This is a genomic window from Brevundimonas sp. AVps31, assembly GCF_058681355.1.
The window spans coordinates 2,806,174-2,824,626 of sequence record NZ_CM178736.1 but is presented as its reverse complement, the minus strand read 5'-3'; the positions used below and the strand labels follow the sequence as shown (position 1 = coordinate 2,824,626).

The 18,453-nt window shown below is 68.2% G+C and carries 22 protein-coding genes; 1 reads left to right on the top strand and 21 read right to left on the bottom strand.

Annotated elements, in window-relative coordinates; genetic code table 11:
- Window positions 1-91 precede the first annotated feature (91 nt).
- On the bottom strand, window positions 92-604 hold the full coding sequence (locus ACW174_RS13750) for a YceD family protein (protein ID WP_492015005.1): 513 nt from the start codon (window positions 602-604) through the stop codon (window positions 92-94).
- A complete protein-coding gene (locus ACW174_RS13745) occupies window positions 601-1,131 on the bottom strand; it encodes a ubiquinol-cytochrome C chaperone family protein (RefSeq protein WP_492015004.1) in 531 nt (176 codons plus the stop codon). Before ACW174_RS13745 ends, ACW174_RS13750 begins: the two co-directional genes overlap by 4 nt.
- 87 nt (window positions 1,132-1,218) lie before the next feature.
- On the opposite strand from ACW174_RS13745, the gene bamE reads away from it, so the two are divergent.
- The gene (gene bamE, locus ACW174_RS13740; protein WP_492015003.1) at window positions 1,219-1,695 is read left to right on the top strand and encodes an outer membrane protein assembly factor BamE domain-containing protein; all 477 of its coding nucleotides are present in this window, start codon (window positions 1,219-1,221) and stop codon (window positions 1,693-1,695) included.
- A 119-nt stretch (window positions 1,696-1,814) separates the two neighbouring features.
- On the opposite strand, the gene ACW174_RS13735 is transcribed toward bamE, so the two are convergent.
- The 19 genes from ACW174_RS13735 to ACW174_RS13645 all read right to left on the bottom strand — a co-directional run bounded on the left by ACW174_RS13735 (window position 1,815) and on the right by ACW174_RS13645 (window position 18,427).
- The gene (locus ACW174_RS13735) at window positions 1,815-3,965 is read right to left on the bottom strand and encodes a sodium-translocating pyrophosphatase (protein WP_492015002.1); all 2,151 of its coding nucleotides are present in this window, start codon (window positions 3,963-3,965) and stop codon (window positions 1,815-1,817) included.
- Between the two features lie 179 nt (window positions 3,966-4,144).
- Window positions 4,145-4,570 carry a hypothetical protein gene (locus ACW174_RS13730; protein ID WP_492015001.1) on the bottom strand — a complete coding sequence of 142 codons (426 nt, stop codon included), beginning with the start codon at window positions 4,568-4,570 and terminating at the stop codon, window positions 4,145-4,147.
- A gap of 37 nt (window positions 4,571-4,607) precedes the next feature.
- On the bottom strand, window positions 4,608-5,597 hold the full coding sequence (thiL, locus tag ACW174_RS13725; protein ID WP_492015000.1) for a thiamine-phosphate kinase: 990 nt from the start codon (window positions 5,595-5,597) through the stop codon (window positions 4,608-4,610).
- 6 nt (window positions 5,598-5,603) lie between these two features.
- Window positions 5,604-6,140, bottom strand: a complete 537-nt coding sequence (nusB, locus tag ACW174_RS13720; RefSeq protein ID WP_492014999.1) for a transcription antitermination factor NusB — start codon at window positions 6,138-6,140, stop codon at window positions 5,604-5,606.
- Window positions 6,137-6,598, bottom strand: a complete 462-nt coding sequence (ribH, locus tag ACW174_RS13715; protein WP_492017287.1) for a 6,7-dimethyl-8-ribityllumazine synthase — start codon at window positions 6,596-6,598, stop codon at window positions 6,137-6,139. The genes nusB and ribH overlap by 4 nt, the downstream gene beginning before the upstream one ends.
- Entirely contained in the window at window positions 6,595-7,731 is a 1,137-nt protein-coding gene (ribB, locus tag ACW174_RS13710) for a 3,4-dihydroxy-2-butanone-4-phosphate synthase (RefSeq protein ID WP_492017286.1), read from the bottom strand. The genes ribH and ribB overlap by 4 nt, the downstream gene beginning before the upstream one ends.
- Entirely contained in the window at window positions 7,731-8,321 is a 591-nt protein-coding gene (locus ACW174_RS13705; RefSeq protein WP_492014998.1) for a riboflavin synthase, read from the bottom strand. Before ACW174_RS13705 ends, ribB begins: the two co-directional genes overlap by 1 nt.
- 130 nt (window positions 8,322-8,451) lie before the next feature.
- On the bottom strand, window positions 8,452-9,069 hold the full coding sequence (locus tag ACW174_RS13700; protein WP_492014997.1) for a RibD family protein: 618 nt from the start codon (window positions 9,067-9,069) through the stop codon (window positions 8,452-8,454).
- Window positions 9,070-9,095: 26 nt separating this feature from the next.
- Window positions 9,096-9,566, bottom strand: a complete 471-nt coding sequence (gene nrdR / locus ACW174_RS13695) for a transcriptional regulator NrdR (protein ID WP_492014996.1) — start codon at window positions 9,564-9,566, stop codon at window positions 9,096-9,098.
- Between the two features lie 7 nt (window positions 9,567-9,573).
- Window positions 9,574-10,887, bottom strand: a complete 1,314-nt coding sequence (gene glyA / locus ACW174_RS13690) for a serine hydroxymethyltransferase (RefSeq protein ID WP_492014995.1) — start codon at window positions 10,885-10,887, stop codon at window positions 9,574-9,576.
- A gap of 37 nt (window positions 10,888-10,924) precedes the next feature.
- Complete coding sequence (locus tag ACW174_RS13685) at window positions 10,925-11,104, bottom strand: DUF6898 family protein (RefSeq protein ID WP_492014994.1); 180 nt, start codon at window positions 11,102-11,104, stop codon at window positions 10,925-10,927.
- Window positions 11,105-11,152: 48 nt separating this feature from the next.
- A complete protein-coding gene (locus tag ACW174_RS13680; RefSeq protein ID WP_492017285.1) occupies window positions 11,153-11,614 on the bottom strand; it encodes a class I SAM-dependent methyltransferase in 462 nt (153 codons plus the stop codon).
- Between the two features lie 196 nt (window positions 11,615-11,810).
- Window positions 11,811-13,052 (bottom strand): 5-aminolevulinate synthase, encoded by a 1,242-nt coding sequence (gene hemA, locus ACW174_RS13675; RefSeq protein ID WP_492014993.1) that lies wholly within the window; start codon window positions 13,050-13,052, stop codon window positions 11,811-11,813.
- 171 nt (window positions 13,053-13,223) lie between these two features.
- A complete protein-coding gene (gene mmsB, locus ACW174_RS13670) occupies window positions 13,224-14,129 on the bottom strand; it encodes a 3-hydroxyisobutyrate dehydrogenase (RefSeq protein ID WP_492014992.1) in 906 nt (301 codons plus the stop codon).
- A 78-nt stretch (window positions 14,130-14,207) separates the two neighbouring features.
- Window positions 14,208-14,993 (bottom strand): class I SAM-dependent methyltransferase, encoded by a 786-nt coding sequence (locus ACW174_RS13665; protein ID WP_492014991.1) that lies wholly within the window; start codon window positions 14,991-14,993, stop codon window positions 14,208-14,210.
- A 67-nt stretch (window positions 14,994-15,060) separates the two neighbouring features.
- Entirely contained in the window at window positions 15,061-16,113 is a 1,053-nt protein-coding gene (locus tag ACW174_RS13660) for an enoyl-CoA hydratase/isomerase family protein (RefSeq protein ID WP_492014990.1), read from the bottom strand.
- Between the two features lie 38 nt (window positions 16,114-16,151).
- On the bottom strand, window positions 16,152-16,862 hold the full coding sequence (locus tag ACW174_RS13655) for a hypothetical protein (protein WP_492014989.1): 711 nt from the start codon (window positions 16,860-16,862) through the stop codon (window positions 16,152-16,154).
- A 96-nt stretch (window positions 16,863-16,958) separates the two neighbouring features.
- Window positions 16,959-17,291 carry a DUF6968 family protein gene (locus ACW174_RS13650; protein ID WP_492014988.1) on the bottom strand — a complete coding sequence of 111 codons (333 nt, stop codon included), beginning with the start codon at window positions 17,289-17,291 and terminating at the stop codon, window positions 16,959-16,961.
- Entirely contained in the window at window positions 17,288-18,427 is a 1,140-nt protein-coding gene (locus ACW174_RS13645) for an acyl-CoA dehydrogenase family protein (RefSeq protein ID WP_492014987.1), read from the bottom strand. Before ACW174_RS13645 ends, ACW174_RS13650 begins: the two co-directional genes overlap by 4 nt.
- Between the last annotated feature and the right edge of the window lie 26 nt (window positions 18,428-18,453).

Sequence of the window (18,453 nt, the reverse complement as noted above, 5' to 3'; positions counted from 1 at the left end):
GTTTCGACTCCGTCGCGCCGGTTCTCGCGGCGCTGGTCAGGGGCGCGACGATAACGCCGCACCGGGGGGATGCAACCGGGCCGACGCTGCGTCAACCTTCGTCGGTGGATCGCAGCTGCTTGAGGACCGCGAATGGCGAGATTTCGACCGGCTCGGGCGGCTGAACGAATTCCGCGCCCGGCTTGCGCGGGAACGGGTCGAGATGCAGGGCCAGCTGTTCAACCACATACTGACCGAGATCGATCTGCCCGTCCTCGACCACGTCCGGCGATTCGTCCTCCAGCGTGATGATGATTTCCTCGGACTCCTCATCCACCGGCTCGGCCAGCTGGACCGAAAAACGCTCATCGATCGTCAGCGGCAGCGGCTCGAGCGTGATTCCGCAGGTCTGCGCCAGATCGGCGCGAACGCGACCCGACAGGCTCCAGCCCGCGGCGGTCGGAACCAGCTCAACATCCGCCTCGAACCGGTCGATCGAGGCCAGGTCCAGCGCCTTGACGATCCGCCGTAGCGCGGCGGCGTCCGGCGCCAGGGTGCGTTTCACGCCCATGCCGATCTGGTGCAGACGAACAGGCTCGCTGTAGGGGAGTTCGGGGGTGCTCATACCTTCACCTCGGCCCACGCCGGGGCCTTCAGGACATCGTCAAAGGGTTGCGCCGCCAGCCGGGCGCGACTGTCCAACGCATAGGCGGCCAGAGCGGCGCCGTCCGACGGCGTCTCGCTCTCCAGCACATTTTTCGCCAGACCGGCTGAAAGCCCGGCCGCATCACCGTCACGTAACGGGGTCTCGTAAGCCGTCATCCGACCGTAGAGCGACTCACCCAGCTTGCGCATCTTCTTGCCCACCGAAATATCGCCCACGCCGAGCTCCCGCAGGGTGTGATCCAGCGCCGACACATAGGTGTCGAACAACTGCTGGCCCGCGTCGCCGCCCCGCTCCGTGCCCTCGTCCTTCAGCCGCATGGTCAGCAGCAGGACATGCAGGGTGTACAGCTCGAAGCGCGCATCGATGCGATCGGCCACGCCCAGCGCCGTATAGAAGCCGGGGTCGCGGGCCTGACGGACGGCGATTTCGTAAAGCCCGTCACCGAGACGCTCGCGGCGGAAGGATCTGAGAAGATTTTGAAGCATGTTTCACGGCCCCTTTTCCGCCGCGCCGTTGAACTAAGGCTCGGCTCCGGTTAGGTCAAAGACCTTGTTCTGTCGCAGGCGCCGCAAATGCTCCGTACGAAACTTCTGATCGCGGCCCTTTCGGCCGCCGCCCTGACCTCCGCCTGCGCCCCTGTCGTGGGTCAGAACGGGTTCCAGGCGATTGACGCCAGGCCCGGCGACATCGTCGCCGGCACGGACACGCGCCAGACGGTGCTGACCAAGCTGGGCACGCCCTCGACCACCTCGGCCTTCGAAAGCGACACGATCTGGTACTACATGAACCAGGTCACCGAGAAATATACCTACAACCGCCCGCAGGTGACGCAGCGCAGCGTGACCGAGATCACGTTCAACGACGCCGGTCAGGTGGCCGGTGTGCGCACCCTCGGCCTCGCGGACGGTGACCGGATCGCGATGAACGGTCGTGAAACCCCGACGCGCGGTCGCCAGCTGACCATCCTCGAACAGCTGCTCGGCAACGTCGCCCGCGGTCAGCTGCCTCGTACCGAGGAAGACCAGCCCGGCCAGCGCCGTCCCGACTAGGACGTCCAGGCTTCCAGATATCGAAACGCCCCGGAGATCGCTCTCCGGGGCGTTTCTCGTTGTGGAGCCGACCGGTTGGCGAAAGGGACGGCACCGTCGCCGACGCCGCCCCCCGCGCATCAGCCGATCTTGCCGCTCGCCAGCACCGCCAGCAGAAGCAGGGCCACGATGTTGGTGATCTTGATCATCGGATTCACCGCCGGGCCGGAGGTGTCCTTGTACGGATCCCCAACGGTGTCGCCGGTGACGGCGGCCTTGTGAGCCTCTGACCCCTTGCCGTGGACGACGCCGTTCTTGTCGGTGAAGCCCTCTTCGATCACCTTCTTGGCGTTGTCCCACGCGCCGCCGCCCGAGGTCATCGAGATGGCCACGAACAGGCCGGTGACGATCACACCCATCAGCATCGCGCCCAGGGCGGCGAAGGCGTTGGCCTTCTCCGGCTGGATGAACAGCACCACCACGAACAGCACGATCGGCGACAACACCGGCAGCAGCGACGGTACGATCATCTCCTTGATCGCCGCCCGGGTCAGGATGTCGACCGCCCGGGCGTAGTCCGGCTTGGTCTCGTAGGTCATGATGCCCGGGTTCTCCCGGAACTGGCGGCGCACCTCGGCCACCACCGATTCGGCGGCGCGGCCGACGGCGGTCATCGACATGCCGCCGAACAGGAAGGGCAGAAGCCCCCCGAACAGCAGGCCGACCACGACGTAGGGGTTGGTCAGGTCGAAGGCGACGACCCCGAGGCCTTCGAAGAAGCTGCCCGGCAGGGCGGTCTCCGCGAAGAATTTCAGATCCTCGGTGTAGGCGGCGAACAGCACCAGGGCGCCGAGCCCCGCCGAACCGATGGCATAGCCCTTGGTCACGGCCTTGGTCGTGTTGCCCACAGCGTCCAGCGCGTCGGTGGAGTGGCGCACTTCCGGCGGAAGACCCGCCATTTCGGCGATGCCGCCGGCGTTGTCGGTAACCGGGCCGAAGGCGTCCAGCGCCACGATCATCCCCGCCACGCCCAGCATGGTCGTGGTGGCGATGGCGATGCCGAACAGGCCGGCCAGCTGGAAGCTGACCACAATGCCGACGATGATCGCCAGCGCCGGCAGCGCCGTCGATTCCAGCGACACGGCCAGACCCTGGATCACATTGGTGCCGTGACCCGAGACCGAGGCGTTGGCGACCGACCGGACCGGGCGGAAGTTCGAGCCCGTGTAGTATTCGGTGATGACCACGATGGCGGCGGTGACCACCAGACCGACCATGCCGGACCAGAACAGCTGCATCGAGGTGATGATCAGCCCGCCGGATGTGGTGACGGTGGCGGGCGCGACGGTGTCGATGATCCACCAGACCGCGACGGCCGACAGGAGGCCGGTGACGATCAGGCCCTGATAGAGGGCGCCCATGATGTTCTGGCTCTTGCCCAGACGGACGAAGAAGCTGCCGATGATCGAGGTGACGATGCAGATGGCGCAGATGGCCAGCGGCAGCAGCATCATTGCGCCGACATAGTCCGTGCCGCGGAAGAAGATGGCGGCCAGCACCATCGTGGCGACGGTCGAGACGGCATAGGTCTCGAACAGGTCGGCGGCCATGCCGGCGCAGTCGCCGACATTGTCGCCGACGTTGTCCGCGATGGTGGCGGCGTTGCGGGGGTCGTCTTCCGGAATGCCGGCCTCGACCTTGCCCACCATGTCCCCGCCGACGTCGGCGCCCTTGGTGAAGATGCCGCCGCCCAGACGGGCGAAGATGGAGATCAGCGAGGCCCCGAAGCCGAGGGCGACCAGACCGTCGATGACCTCGCGGCCGGTGTTCTCCAGCCCCATGCCCGCGGTCAGGAAGGCGTAGTAGCCCGCGACGCCGAGCAGCGCCCCGCCAGCGACGAACATGCCGGTGATGGCGCCGGAGCGGAAGGCGAGGTCCAGACCCTTGGACAGGCTTTCGGAGGCGGCCTGCGCGGTGCGGACGTTGGCGCGGACCGAGATCAGCATGCCGGCGAAACCGGCTGCACCCGAAAGCACCGAGCCGATCAGGAAGCCGATGGCGGCCCAGGGGCCGATCAACAGATAGGCCGCAATCAGGATGACGACGCCGACGATGGCGATGGTCATGTACTGGCGGCGGAGGTAGGCGGAGGCGCCCTCCTGGATGGCGGCGGCGATCTCGCGCATGCGATCGTTGCCGGTGGGCGCTTTCATCAAGGCGGCGGTCTGGATTGCTCCGTAGAGAATCCCGAGCCCGCCTGCGGCTATGACAAGCCACAGATAGTTAGACATGGCGTTTCCAAACCCTGTGTGTAGGGCGCCCGGACCCTTGGCGCGGCGGGCGTTTTCGCCTCTCTCCGCCTTCCGGTCCCCCCGTGCGCAACGGCGGCCTCAAGGGCTGCCCTTGGGGATAACGGAAGCCAGCGTGCCAAATGCGTCGGAGTGACGCAACAGGGTATGATGAACGGCGTTCAGCTGGCCCGCAGGCCGGCGCGCCAGCGCGGCGACTGGCTGATGATCTCGACGCGGGCGATCGAGCCGCGACCGCAGATCGAGGCGGCGGAACGCATCAGGCTGGCGGCCATGGCGTTGGTGTCGATCCGGGTCCAGTCGTCGGCGACCACGAACGGCGTCCGGTGACCGGCGCGCACAAGGGCGTCGCGCAGATAGGCCTCCTTGCCGCGCATGGTTTCGACCGTGGCCGAGCCGCCGAGGTGCAGGCGCATGGAGACGAAGACGTAGTTGCGCAGTCGGCCGGCGATGATGACCGGCAGGCCGACGCCCGAGATGTTGACCGAGGCCCCGCCGGAGGACGGCTGTTCGCCGGCGGCCGCGGTGGAGGCGACGGCCACGGCGGGCAGGACGGCGGCAGCAGAGATCAGGTCACGACGGCGCATGGTGGCACCCTGACAGGGACGCCTTGAGATTTCGTTGTCAGCGGTGGGTGAAGCCCGGCGAGGCGATCGCCACAGGCCGACCGCCGTAGCGGGCGGTCACGCCCCTGCCCTCGGTCACCCTGCCCAGACAGGTCAGCCAGATGTGGCGGCGCTCGGCCTCGCGGCGCAGGGCGGCTTCGTCGCGCGGGTTGGCGGTGAAGGCGATCTCGTAGTCGTCGCCGCCGGTCACCAGCCGTTCCAGAGCGGCCTGCTCATCGACGCGGGTCGAGAACCAGGCCTGCCCGGCCGGCGAGCGGGGCGTAACCTCCAGATCGATGTCGATGCCGACGCGGCTGGTCGAGGCGATGTGGCCCAGGTCGGCGACCAGGCCGTCCGAGACGTCGATCGAGGCCGTCGCCGTGTCCCGAATCACATCGGCGAAGATCAGACGGGGCAGCGGGGTGCGATAGTGTTCGACCAGGGCGGCGATACGCTCGGGCTCCAGCGACAGCTTGTCCTGCACCGCCTGTAGGCCCAGCCAGCCGTCGCCGATGAAGCCTGTGACGAAGACCAGATCGCCGGGCCGGGCCCCGTCCCGACCGACGGTGCGGCCCTTGGGCGTCCAGCCCAGCAGGGTGGCGGAGAAAGTCGCCGGGCCGGGGGTGACGACGGTGTCGCCGCCCAGCAGGGCCACGCCGAACGCCTTCTGGTCCGTGGCCAGACCTTCGACGAAGGCCTCGCGCTCGGGCCAGCCGCAGCGCTCGGACCAGCCGCAGGACAGGAGGTAGCCGAACGGTTCGGCGCCCTTGGCGGCCAGGTCGGACAGGTTCACCCGCAGCAGTTTGCGGGCGACCGTGTCCAGGGGATCGGAGGGCAGGAAGTGGACGCCCTCGACGATGGTGTCCTTGGTCAGGACCAGATCGAAGCCGGGCCGCGACGGGACGACGGCGACGTCGTCCAGCAGTCCCCTGCCCCATTCGGGATGGGCCAGCGGCGCGAACAGCCGCCGGATCGTCTCGAACTCACCGGCGACGTCGATCCCGGCCATGCGGGATCAGCCGCGTCCCTCGCCGCGAACGTCCCGGGCGACGCCGTCCAGCGCCGCATTGACGAACTTGGCTTCGGAGTCGTCGAAGAAGGCCTTCGCCAGCTCGACATACTCGTCGATGATGATCTCCTTGGGCACGTCGCGGCTTTCGCGCAGCTCCCAGGCGCCGGCGCGCAGCAGGGCGCGCAGGGTCGAGTCGAGGCGCTCCATGCGCCAGTTCGAGGCCAGCCGCGCCTTCACCGTCTCGTCGATGGCGCGCTGCTGTCCGACCACGCCGCGAACGATCTCGGCGAAATAGGTTTCATCGGCCTCGGCCAGCGGTTCGCCCTCGATGTCGGCGTCGAAGCGGTGGTTCGAGAACTCGGTGATGACGGTGTCCACCCCCTCGCCGGCCAGCTCCATCTGGTAGAGCGCCTGGACGGCGGCGAGGCGGGCGACCGTGCGGGCGCGGCGCTGACGCGAGGTCAGGCCGGGTTCGGCACGGGACTTTTCCGCCTCGGCGAGTTGCTCGAGGACGGACTTGAGGCTGTTGGGTTCGGTCACGATCCCAGTCCTACGCGCAGCCGCTTGCGGAGCGCAATGAGGTCGAGCGCGGCGCGTGCGGCGCCGCCGCCCTTGTCGCCCTCGCTGCGACGGGCGCGGGCCCAGGCCTGATCCTCGTCCTCGGTCGTCAGGATGCCGTTGCCGACCACCACGCCGTTGAGGCCCAGTTGGGTGATTCCCGCCGCGGACTGATCGGCGACGATCTCGAAATGATAGGTCTCGCCACGGATGACCGTGCCGAGGGCGACAAAGCCGTCGTAGCGCGGCGCGGTCGGGTAGCGCCCGGCCTCGACGGCCAGGGCGATGGCGGTGGGCACTTCCAGAGCACCGGGAACCGACACGACGTCGAACTCGGCGCCCTGTTCGCGCAGGGCGTCCTTCGCTCCGTCCAGCAGGGCGTCGGCCAGGTCGTCATAGAAGCGCGCCTCGACGATGAGGACGCGGATGGGGTCGCTTATGATTGGTCTTCTCCGTCCATGTCGCGCCAGCCGACGATGCGGAGGCCGTAGCCTTCAAGCGCGGTGGGATTGGGGCGGGTCGAGCTCATGACGATCATGTCCCGGACCCCGAGGTCGAGCAGGATCTGCGCGCCGACGCCGTAGTTTTTCAGCGAGCGGTCCACGGCCTTGGGCTTTTCCACACCGGCGAGGCGCTCGGCGAGGCCCTGCAGGTCGGGGTCGCGCAGGAAGACGGTGACGCCCGCGCCATCGTGGTTGCTGATGCCCCTGAGCGCGCTGGGGATATAGCCCTGACGCGCCTCGACATGGCCGAGCAGATCGGCAGCGAAATCGACCTGGTGCATGCGCACCAGGGTCGGCTTGCCCGGCTCGACCTTCCCGTGAACAAGAGCGACGTGCTCGGCCCCCTCGATGGTGTTCCGGTACAGCATCAGGCGGAACGGGCCGCCGTGAACGCTCTCGAAGGGCGTATCCATGACCCGCTCGACGAAGCGCTCGGTGCGGCGGCGATAGGCGATCAGATCGGCGATGGTGCCGATCTTCAGGCCATGCAACTGGGCGAAGGCGACGAGGTCCGGCATCCGGGCCATCTCGCCGTCATCCTTGATGATCTCGCAGATCACGGCGGCCGGGGTCAGGCCCGCCATGCGGCTGATGTCGACGGAGGCCTCGGTGTGGCCGGCGCGGACCAGCACGCCGCCGTCGCGGGCGACCAGCGGGAAGATGTGGCCCGGCGTGACGATGTCATCGACGCCCCTGCTCGGGTCCGTGGCGACCTGGATGGTCCGCGAGCGGTCGGCGGCGGAGATGCCCGTGGTCACGCCGTCCTTCGCCTCGATCGAGACGGTGAAGGCCGTCTTCATGCTCTCGCGGTTGTCGGCGGCCATCGGCGGCAGGCGCAGCTGGCGGGCGCGGTCAGCGGTCATGGCGAGACAGACCAGACCCCGGGCCTGCCGGATCATGAAATTGATCTGGTCCGGCGTGGCGAACTGGGCCGGAATGATGATGTCGCCCTCGTTCTCACGATCCTCGGCGTCGACGAGGATGTAGGGCTTGCCGTTGCGGGCGTCCTCGAGGATGTCCTCGATGGGACTGATCGGGCTGTCGTTCATATCATTCGCCGCAAGCTGCATCATGCGGTCTCCTGCCACCGCGCGAGGTATCGCGCCAGCATGTCGATCTCGAGATTCACAACATCGCCCGCTTTCAGGCCGCCCAGCGTGGTCGCGTCCCAGGTGTGGGGAATGATGTTCAGGCCGAAGATCTGGCCCTGAACCGCGTTCACGGTCAGGGAGACGCCGTCCACCGTGATCGAGCCCTTGGGAGCGATGAAGCGATGCAGCGGGGCCGGAGCCTCGATCTCGATGCGGTGCGATCCGCCCTCCGGCGTGACGGAGATGACCTTGCCCAGCCCGTCGACATGGCCCGAGACGATGTGACCGCCCAGTTCGTCGCCCAGCTTCGCCGCCCGCTCCAGATTGACCCGGTGGCCCTCGGTCCAGTCGCCGAGGTTGGTCTTCGACAGGGTCTCGCCCGAGACCTCGACCGCGAACCAGCCGGGGCCCTTTTCCGTCACGGTCAGGCAGCAGCCCGCGTGGCTGATGGAGGCGCCCAGGTCGATGCCCGCCGTGTCCCAGACGGTCTCGACCTCATAGCGGCGGTCGCGCGCGGTTTGCTCGACCCTGCGGACGCGGCCGATGTCGGTGACGATTCCGGTGAACATTCAGGCGGCCTTGGGGGAGAAAAACGGGGTGCGACGAGCGGAAAGCGGGCCGGAAAAAATTGCGTCCCATGAGACCCATGACTCCGCTTCGGTCGCTTCGATCGCATCGGTCGCTTCGGTCGGGCGCAGCTCAGCGGACGGCGTCATAGCGTTCCCACAGGTCGTCGCCGACGGGTTCGGCGGACAGCCGCCGGAACTTGGGGGCGTCGGCCAGCTTCGCAAGGGCCAGCGCGGCCACGCAGGGCAATCCCTCGGCGCCCAGCAGGATCGGGGCGCGGAACCATTCGATGCGGTTCACCAGACCGGCGCGCAGGAAGGCGGCGGCGACCTGCCCTCCGCCCTCGATCAGGACGGAAGCGACGCCCGCTTTCGCGAGGGCGGCGAGCACGGCGCGGGGCGCCGGACGGCCGTCCTCGGCCTCGATGCGTTCAACCCGGGCGGCGCCGACAGACGCGGGCTCGGCCACGGTCAGGATCAGCGTGTCGCCGGTCGCCACCTTCGCCGTCACGGGTGTCCGCAAGCCGCTGTCCAGCACCACCCGCAGGGGCTGATCGACCGCACGCCCCGGCAGGCGGACCGTCAGAGCGGGATCGTCGGCCAGAACCGTGCCGACACCGACCAGAATGGCGTCATGGGCGGCGCGCAGGCGGTGGCCTTCAAGCCGCGCGGCCTCGCCGGTGATCCACCGGCTTTCGCCGGACGCCATCGCGATCCGCCCGTCGAGAGAGGTCGCGATCTTGAGGGTCACGGCCACTCTGATCGGGGACGCGGACATCAGCGGCCGTTCGACTCGTCGTCCAGACCCTCGTCACCGAGGAAGCGGGCGAAGTCGCCGGTGTGACGGAAGTCCTTGTACACCGAGGCGTAGCGGACATAGGCGACCTCATCGACGCCCTTGAGCGCCTTCATGATGAAGTCGCCGACGGTCGAGGACGGGACCTCGGTTTCACCCAGGCTTTCCAGCTGCCGGGTGATGCGGCTGACCAACTGTTCGATCTGTTCCGGCTGGACCGGGCGTTTGCGCAGGGCGATGCCGAGCGAGCGTTCCAGCTTGTCCCGGTCGAAGGGCGTGCGGCGGCCGTTGCGCTTGAGGATGACCAGTTCGCGCAGCTGAACCCGCTCGAAGGTGGTGAAGCGCCCGTTGCACTGCGGGCAGGACCGGCGACGACGGATGGCCGCGCCGTCATCCGACGGGCGGCTGTCCTTCACCTGGGTGTCCTGATTTCCGCAGAAGGGGCACTTCATCGGCGCTTTATCCGTAGATCGGGAAGCGGTGCGTCAGCTCGCGCACCTGGGCGGCGACCGATGCGACCACGGCCGGATCAGCCTCGTCCCCGCCGTTCATCGACGAGACGACGTCGGCGATCCAGTGGCCGATCTGTTTGAACTCTTCCTCACCGAAGCCGCGCGTGGTGCCCGCCGGGGTGCCCAGACGGACGCCGGAGGTGATGGTGAAGGGGGCGGTGTCGAACGGCACGCCGTTCTTGTTGCAGGTCATCAGCGCCTTCTCGAGCTCGTGCTCGGTGGCCTTGCCGGTGACGCCCTTGGGCCGCAGGTCGACCAAGGCCAGGTGGCTGTCGGTGCCGCCCGAGACGATGGCGAGGCCGCGGTCGATCAGGACCGCCGACAGGGCCTGGGCGTTCTTCACGACCTGTTGGGCGTAGAGCTTGAACTCGGGCTTCAGGGCTTCACCGAAGGCCACGGCCTTGGCGGCGATGACATGCTCCAGCGGCCCGCCCTGCAGGCCGGGGAAGACGGCCGAGTTGATCTTCTTGCCCAGCTCGATGTCGTTGGACAGGATCATGCCGCCGCGCGGACCGCGCAGGGTCTTGTGGGTCGTGGTGGTGACGACGTGCGCGTGCGGCAGCGGGTCGGGATAGACGCCGCCGGCGATCAGGCCCGCATAGTGGGCCATGTCCACCATCAGGTAGGCGCCGACCGAATCCGCGATCTCGCGGAAGCGTCTGAAGTCGATGTGGCGGCTGTAGGCGCTGGCCCCGGCGATGATCAGCTTCGGCTTTTCACGCTCGGCCATTTCGGCGACGTGGTCGTAGTCGATCAGGCAATCGTCCTCGCGGACCTTGTAGGTCACGGGGCGGAACCACTTGCCGGACTGGTTGGCGGGCGAGCCGTGGGTCAGGTGACCGCCACAGGCCAGATCCATGCCGAGGAAGGTGTCGCCGGGCTGCAGCAGGGTGAAGAAGACCGCCTGGTTGGCCTGGGCGCCCGAGTGGGGCTGGACGTTGGCGAAGGCGGCGCCGAACAGTTGCTTGGCGCGCTCACGGGCCAGGTTCTCGGTGACGTCGACGAACTCGCAGCCGCCATAGTAGCGGCGGCCGGGATAGCCCTCGGCGTATTTGTTGGTCAGGACCGAGCCCTGGGCGTCCAGAACCGCCTGGGAGACGATGTTCTCGGAGGCGATCAGTTCGATCTGCTCCTGCTGACGGCCCAGCTCGCCCCGGATCCCGTTGAAGATATCGGGATCGGCGTCGGCGAGGGACTTCGAGAAGTAGTCGGCGTGGGTGTAGGCGGTCACTGGGAATCCCCGAAAATGGCGGCGCTTCATTTAGGCCCCGAAGACCGCAACCACAACATCTGGTGGTTCACCCGGCGGTGAGGGCCCGTTTGAGCTTGGCCAGCGCCACGCGTTTCAGCCCTTCCGGCTCCTGCACCGGGCCGATGGCGGAGACCTCGCGGCCCGTCGCGACATGGATGGCCGCGCATTTCAGATACGGACCGTTGCGGGTCAGTTCGAAGATGACTTCGCCCGGATCGTCGCGCATCGCCGTGCCCTTTCGTTCGCCGCCAGTCTGAACGGTGACGGTCCGGCGTCAACTCCGCGCAGGGCCGCGCAGCCGATAGACGGCCGCCGGGCGCGGGGCCGGACTGCCGAAATCGGGCGCGTCGAGGGCCGCGACCTGCATCAGCCGGCTGCGCGGCAGGGTCGGCCGCCCCGGATCGCCGATCAGGACCGACAGGCCCGCATCTCGACACCGGCGCAGGAAGGGCAACGTCCGGCGGGCCAGGGCGCGGCTGTAGAAGACATCCCCGGCCAGCACGACCTCGACGGCGGGCGGCGGACCGTCCAGCAGGTCGGCGCTAAGGGTTTGGACGGTTACATTGTTCGCCTCTGCGTTCAGTCGCGTGGCGACGACGGCGTGTGGGTCGATGTCGACCGCCAGCACCGAGGCGGCGCCCGCCTTCATCGCCGCGATTCCGACCAGACCCGAACCGCAGCCGAAGTCGAGCACCCGTCGGCCCGCGACGGCGTCGGGATGGTCCTCGAGGTACAGCGCCAGAGCCGCTCCTCCGCCCCAGCCGTAAGCCCAGTAGGGCGCGGGGGCGGCGTCATCGACGGACAGGCGATCCAGACCGCTGGCCGCATGGGCGGCGTACAGGCGGAGGTCCGGCCGCGCGGGCGAAGGCGCGAGCGTCAGATTGTCGAGGATGAACCGCTCGAAAGCGGACCGGCCGGTCGCGTCATCCGCCTCAGGCGACGGCAGGAAGACGGACCACGTTGCAGTGGGTCCACAGGGCGTCCATCGCCTTGACCAGATCGTCCATCATCGCATCGGTGTGGTTCGGCGACGGGGTGAAGCGCAGGCGCTCCGTGCCCTTGGGGACGGTCGGATAGTTGATCGGCTGGACGTAGACCCCGTACTGCTCGAGCAGCATGTCCGAGATCATCTTGGTGTGCACCGGATCGCCCACGAAGACCGGGACGATGTGGCTGACGCTCTCCATCACCGGGATGCCGGCGGCGGCGAAGCGGGCCTTCAGGGTGGCGGCGCGCTCCTGATGGGCGGCGCGCAGCTCCGGGTGGGCCTTGAGGTGACGCACCGAGGCCAGGGCGCCGGCGGTCAGGGCGGGCGGCAGGCTGGTGGTGAAGATGAAGCCCGAGGCCCAGCTGCGGACCGCGTCCACGATCACGGCGTCGGCGGCGATATAGCCGCCCATGACGCCGATGGCCTTGCCGAGGGTGCATTCGACGATGTCGATGCCGTCCAGCAGGCCGTCGCGCTCGGCCACGCCCGCGCCCGTCGCGCCGTACAGGCCGACCGCGTGGACTTCGTCCAGATAGGTCAGGGCGTTGTACTTCTTCGCCAGCGCGATGGTGCCGGCCAGATCGGCGATGTCGCCATCCATGGAATAGACGCTCTCGAAGGCGATCAGCTTGGGCGCGTCGGCCGGGGCCGCGGCCAGCAGGGCCTCAAGGTGTTCGAGGTCGTTGTGGGCGAAAATGTGCCGTTCGCCGCCGCCGTTGCGGATGCCCGCGATCATCGAGGCGTGGTTCAGCGAATCGGAGAAGGTGATCAGGCCCGGCAGGATGCGCTGCAGGGTGGTCAGGGTCGCCTCGTTGGCGACGTAGCCCGAGGTGAAGAGAAGCGCGGCTTCCTTCTGGTGCCAGCTGGCCAGTTCGGATTCGAGATCGACCGCCGAACGGGTGGTGCCGGAGATGTTGCGGGTGCCGCCGGCGCCCGCGCCGACCTCGTCGATCTCGGCCTGCATGGCCTCCAGCACCACCGGGTGCTGGCCCATGCCGAGGTAGTCGTTGGAGCACCAGACCACCACATCCTGCTCGGACCCGTCCTCGCGGCGACGCTTCGCCAGCGGAAACTGGCCACGGACGCGCTTGAGGTCGGCGAAGACGCGGTAGCGCCCTTCGCTCTTGACCTGCTCAACGGCGGTTTCGAATGCGGCCTTGTAGTCGAACAACCCTGTCACTCGCATGGTCTTGTCGGATTGGCGCGTATGTGCGCCCCGTGCGGGTGAAAGTCTATCAGCGGAGCCGGCTAAATCGTCGCAACTCGCTAATTGATAACGGTTCTCAGTTTCGATCGTGCGCATGAGCGAGGATCGACGGAAGGACTGTGCGCCGCATTGAGATGGATCAAGCCCGGATCAGGTCCGGGGCAGTTCGTCCAGCTTGCCGCGCAGCAATTGCAGGATGGCCGAGAAGTCGCGGTCGCCGTAGCCGAGGCCGTTGAACATCTGGAACAGGGCCTCGGTCTGGGCCCCCAGCGGGGTCGAGGCGCCGGACTTGGCGGCGGCGTCCTGGGCCAGCTTGAGATCCTTCAGCATCATGGCGGCGGCGAATCCACCCTCGTAGTTGCGGTTGGACGGCGCGGTGGGGACCGGGCCGGGCCACGGATAGTAGGTCGTCGTCGACCAGCTCTGGCCCGAGGATTTGGCGACGATGTCGAACATCTTGACCGGGTCCAGCCCCAGCTTTTCGGCCAGGCCGATGGCCTCGCAGGTGCCCAGCATGGTGATGCCGAGGATCATGTTGTTGCAGATCTTGGCCGCCTGCCCCGCCCCGTGGTCGCCGGCGCGGAAGGTGGCGCGGCTCATGGGCTCCAGCGCGGCCTCGATGCGGGTGAAGTCGGGCTCGTCGCAGCCGACCATGAAGGCCAGGGTCCCGGCGTCGGCCGCCATGGTGCCGCCGGACACGGGGGCGTCGGCGAAGGCGTAGCCCGCCTCCTTCGCCAGACCGGCCACCTTGCGGGCGGTGTCCACGTCGATGGTCGAGCAATCCAGCAGCAGGGCTTTCGACGGCGCGGCGCCGATGATCTGTTCGGAATAGACCTTCAGGACATGCGGCCCGGCGGGCAGCATGGTGATGACGATGTCGGCGTTGCGGACGGCTTCGGCCACGCTGGCGACCGGGGTGCAGCCGGCGGCGGCGGCGCGGTCCAGCGCGGCCTGAGACAGGTCGAAGGCCAGGACGGTATGACCCGCCTTCGCCTGGTTGGCGGCCATGCCTCCGCCCATATTGCCGAGGCCGATGAAGGCGATGGTGGTGGTCATGGCGCGTCTCCCTTTGTGCTTTTCCGACGGGTTAGCCGGGGTCGCGCGGGAAGGCCAGTCACGAAGAGGCGCGCCCGCCTACGGCTTGCGGAACCGGTAGACGAAGCGGTCGCTGCGGCCGCGGATGGACGGGTCGAAGACGGTGACCGAATGATCGTCGGCCGGATTGCGCACCACCGTCGATTCCCCGTCGAAGACAAAACCGGCGGCCTCGACCTCGCGGCGCAGGGCGGCGGCCTCGATGCGATGCAGGGTGCCCGAGACGGAGATGCCGGCGCCGTCGGCGGCCTGGTGATCGAGGATGACATAGAGGCCGCCGGGCTTGAGCACCTCGAACACCCGACGGTTCATCGCCGCCACGTCCACGCCGAAGCGGGGGATGGTGAAGTCGTGATACTCCTCGCCCATGAAGACCACGTCCAGCGGCTGGTCGAAGGTCATGGTCTCCAGCGCGCCGGTGACGCGGCTGGTGTTCGGGAAGGTCGAGGCCAGGGTGTCGGCGAAGGCGTTCTCGCGCGCGGCGGTCTGGTTGGGCACGAAGGCGTAGACGTGGCCGCCGGCGCCGACGACGGGCGCGAACAGGCGGGTGAAATAGCCTTCCTCGGGCCGGATGTCGGCGACGGCGTGACCCGGCTGAAGGTTCATGAAGGCCAGCATGTCGGCGGGCTTGCGCAGCGGGTCGCGCGCGACCTCCTCCGGCAGGCGGCGGCTGTCCGACAAGGCCTCGGCGTAGCGGGCTTCCGGCGACAGGGACGTCGTGGCCGGAGCGGCCTGGACGACCGTCCGCTCCTCGCCGTCATTGGCGATGATGAGGCAGCCCGACAGGGCGACGGCGCAGGCCACGACAGCGGCGGTTCTCAGCATGGGCTTCCTCCAGAAGACGCCGCTGATACGCCGCCGATTTCAGATCGGATGCAAGGGCTTCCCGCGATCAGGGCAGCGGCGTCCAGGCCTCGTCTTCCGGCAGCGGCGCGAACAGGGCGTCCAGCGTGGCGTCGGTGACGCCGGACAGGTCGGCGGGCGACCACTTCGGCGCATTGTCCTTGTCGACGATGACGGCGCGGACGCCTTCCTGGAAGTCGTGGGTCGAGACCACGCGGCCGCCCAGGGCATATTCCATGGCCATGTTTTCGGCGAAGGTCTCCAGCCCGGCGCCGGTGCGCAGCTGGCGCAGGCTGACCTTCAGGGACTGGGGCGACTTGGTTTTCAGCACGGCCAGCTGGGCCAGCGCCCACTCGCCGCCGTCGGCCTCGAGCGCCGCGAAGATCTCCTCGACGGTGTCAAAGGCGAACAGCCGGTCGATGGCGTCCAGGTGGGCCTCGATCGGGGCCTCGCCCGCGTCGTCTTCCAGACCGTCGGCGACATCGATCGGATAGGCCGGATCGGCGGCCAGGATGGCGCGGAAGGCCTCCAGTGTATCGGTCTGCAGATAGTGGGTGTGAATGCCCAGGAAGACGGTGTCCGCCGCCTTCAGCCGCGCCCCGGTCAGGGCCAGCCAGACGCCGGTCTGACCCGGCAGGCGCGGCAGGAACCAGCCGCCGCCGACATCGGGGAACAGGCCGATGCCGGTCTCAGGCATGGCGTAGGTGGTGCGTTCGGTGGCGATACGGACATCGGCGGGCTCGCTGATGCCGACGCCGCCGCCCATGACGATGCCGTCGACGATGGCGGTCACCGCCTTGGGGTATTCGAACAGCAGATGGTTCAGCTGGTACTCGGCCTTGAAGAAGGCCTTCGCCTCCGACGCATCCCCTGCCCCGCTTTCGGCGATCATGCGGATATCGCCGCCGGCGCAGAAGCCGCGCTCGCCGGAGTGGTCGATCAGCACCGACTTGACCGCCTCATCCTCGCGCCAGGCCAGCAGCGCCGCGATCATGGCGTCGCACATGGCGCGGTTCAGCGCGTGCAGCGCCTTGGGCCGGTTCAGGGTGATGATCCCGAGGCCGGAAGCGACGCGGGTGAGGATTTCGGGTTCGGTGGTCATGCCGGGCTGATACGGCGACCCGGTCGGCGGGTCCAGCCTCAGGGCCTGGGAACCACGGTCATCTTGTAGGGAATGAACAGGCCCAGATCGAGCGGGCCGGACTGCCGCCAGGTGACGCGGTTCTCCATGCCGGTGACCTCAACGCCGTAGCCGCCGCCGAAGGTCGTCGCGGCGCGCTGGGCGTCGGCCGAGATGAGGCCGAGAATGGCCATGCGATACTGTGGTGGATCGACGATCGACAGCTGCCATTCGTCATTGATGTCGACCTCCGAACGGCCGGTGGTCGGCACGCCCTCGACGAAGGCCTCAAGCCGGCCGGAGGCGGAGTCCAGCGTATCGGTCGCGGAGATGGGCGTCTTGACGACGAGGCTGGCGACGCTGGTGTCGCTGCGCGAGCCGTCCACGCCGAGCGTCAGGGTCGACACCATGTCCTCCGTCAACGGGACCAAAACGCCGTCAGCTTCGATCGACAGGTCGATGTCGGCCCGGCCGGCGGCCTGCCGGGCCATCGCGCGCAGGGTCTGGATCAGTTCGCCACGGCGGCCGGCGGCCTCCCGCGTGTCATTCACGACCCGCACCGAGGCGATGAGATTGTCGGCGCGACGGAAGAGCTGGACCGCCGGAATGTCGTCCGGATCCCACTCGATCATGCGCGATCCAGTGACGACCACCTCCTCCATCACCGCCTCCTGGGCGACGGCGGGCGTGGAGATCAGGGCGGCGACGGCGATGGCGATCAGCAGTTTCATGATGACAGTCCTCCCGCCCCGACGTTGGCACGACGCGGCGGGGGCGTCACCTTGACTGTTGCAGCAGCATCTCCAGCGGCGTCAGGACCTCGGTCGTCACGTGCGCCCCTTCGTCCGCGCGGCCTCAAGGTCTTCGACACCCCCGACGGGCAGATGCAGGACGTCGTCGGGTTCGAACAGGAAGACAGCGGGTTTCGCGGTGTAGAGCTCGGTCGCCACGCACTGCAGGGCGAGATACAGCGCCTGTACGGAATCGACGCCACAGGCCTTCGCGATCCGTGGTTCGCGGTCCGGCCATTCGATCTCATATTCGCAAGCCCAGTCGCCGCGCGGGTCCGGGGCCGGCCGGCGCCAGCGCACCGGAACCGCACGGACCTCGCCGTCGCGCTCGGTGTGATAGGTCCGTTCGCAGACGACGGGCGACGTCATCGCCGCATCATCTCCCGCGCCGTGATCACGCGCATGATCTCGTTGGTGCCTTCAAGGATGCGGTGGACGCGCAGGTCGCGGACGATGCGTTCCAGCGGGTAGTCCTTCAGATAACCGTAGCCGCCGTGCAGCTGCAGGGCCTCGTCGGCGATCTGGAAGCAGGCGTCCGTCGTGAACCGCTTGGCCATGGCGCACCATTTGGTCTTTTCCGGATGGCCGGTGTCGATGGCCCAGGCGCCGCGCAGGACCGTCAGGCGGCACGCGTCCAGCTGGGTGGCCATGTCGGCCAGTTTGAACTGGGTGTTCTGAAACTCGGCCAAGGCCTTGCCGAACTGCTTGCGGGTCGAGACGTAGTCCTGCGCCGTTTCGAGGGCCAGGCGGGCGCCGCCCAGCGAACAGGCGGCGATGTTCAGCCGGCCGCCGTCCAGCCCCATCATGGCGTAGCGGAAGCCGTCGCCTTCCTGGCCCAGCAGGTTGGCCGCCGGGATGCGGCAGTCGTCGAAGCTGACGATGGCCGTGGGCTGGGAGTTCCAGCCCATCTTCTTCTCCTGCGCGCCGAACGACAGGCCGGGCGTGCCCAGACCGACCACGAAGGCCGAGATGCCCTTGGCGCCCGGCTCGCCCGTGCGGGCCATGACGACATAGACGTCCGACGTGCCGGCGCCCGAGATGAAGGCCTTGGAGCCGTTCAGCACCCATTCGTCGCCGTCCAGCCGCGCGGTCGTGCGCATGGCGGCGGCGTCGGAGCCCGAACCCGGCTCGGTCAGGCAGTAGCTGGCGATCTTCTCCATCGTCACCAGCGACGGCACATAGCGGGCGCGCAGGTCGGCCGAGCCGAAGCTGTCGATCATCCAGGTCGCCATGTTGTGGATCGAGATGAAGGCGGCGGTGGAGACGTCGCCGCGCGACAGCTCCTCGAAGATCAGCGCCGCCTCGACCCGGCCCAGGGCCATGCCGCCGTGTTCCTCGCCGGTGTAGATGCCGCAGAAGCCCATCTCGGCCGCGTGACGCATGACGTCGACCGGGAAATGTTTGGTCTCATCCCATTCGGCGCTGTGCGGGGCCAGTTCGGCCTCGGCGAACTGCCGGGCCGCGTCCTGAATGGCGCGCTGGTCGTCGGTGAGGGCGAAGTCCATGGGTGTTTCCTCGAGTCTTTCACGGG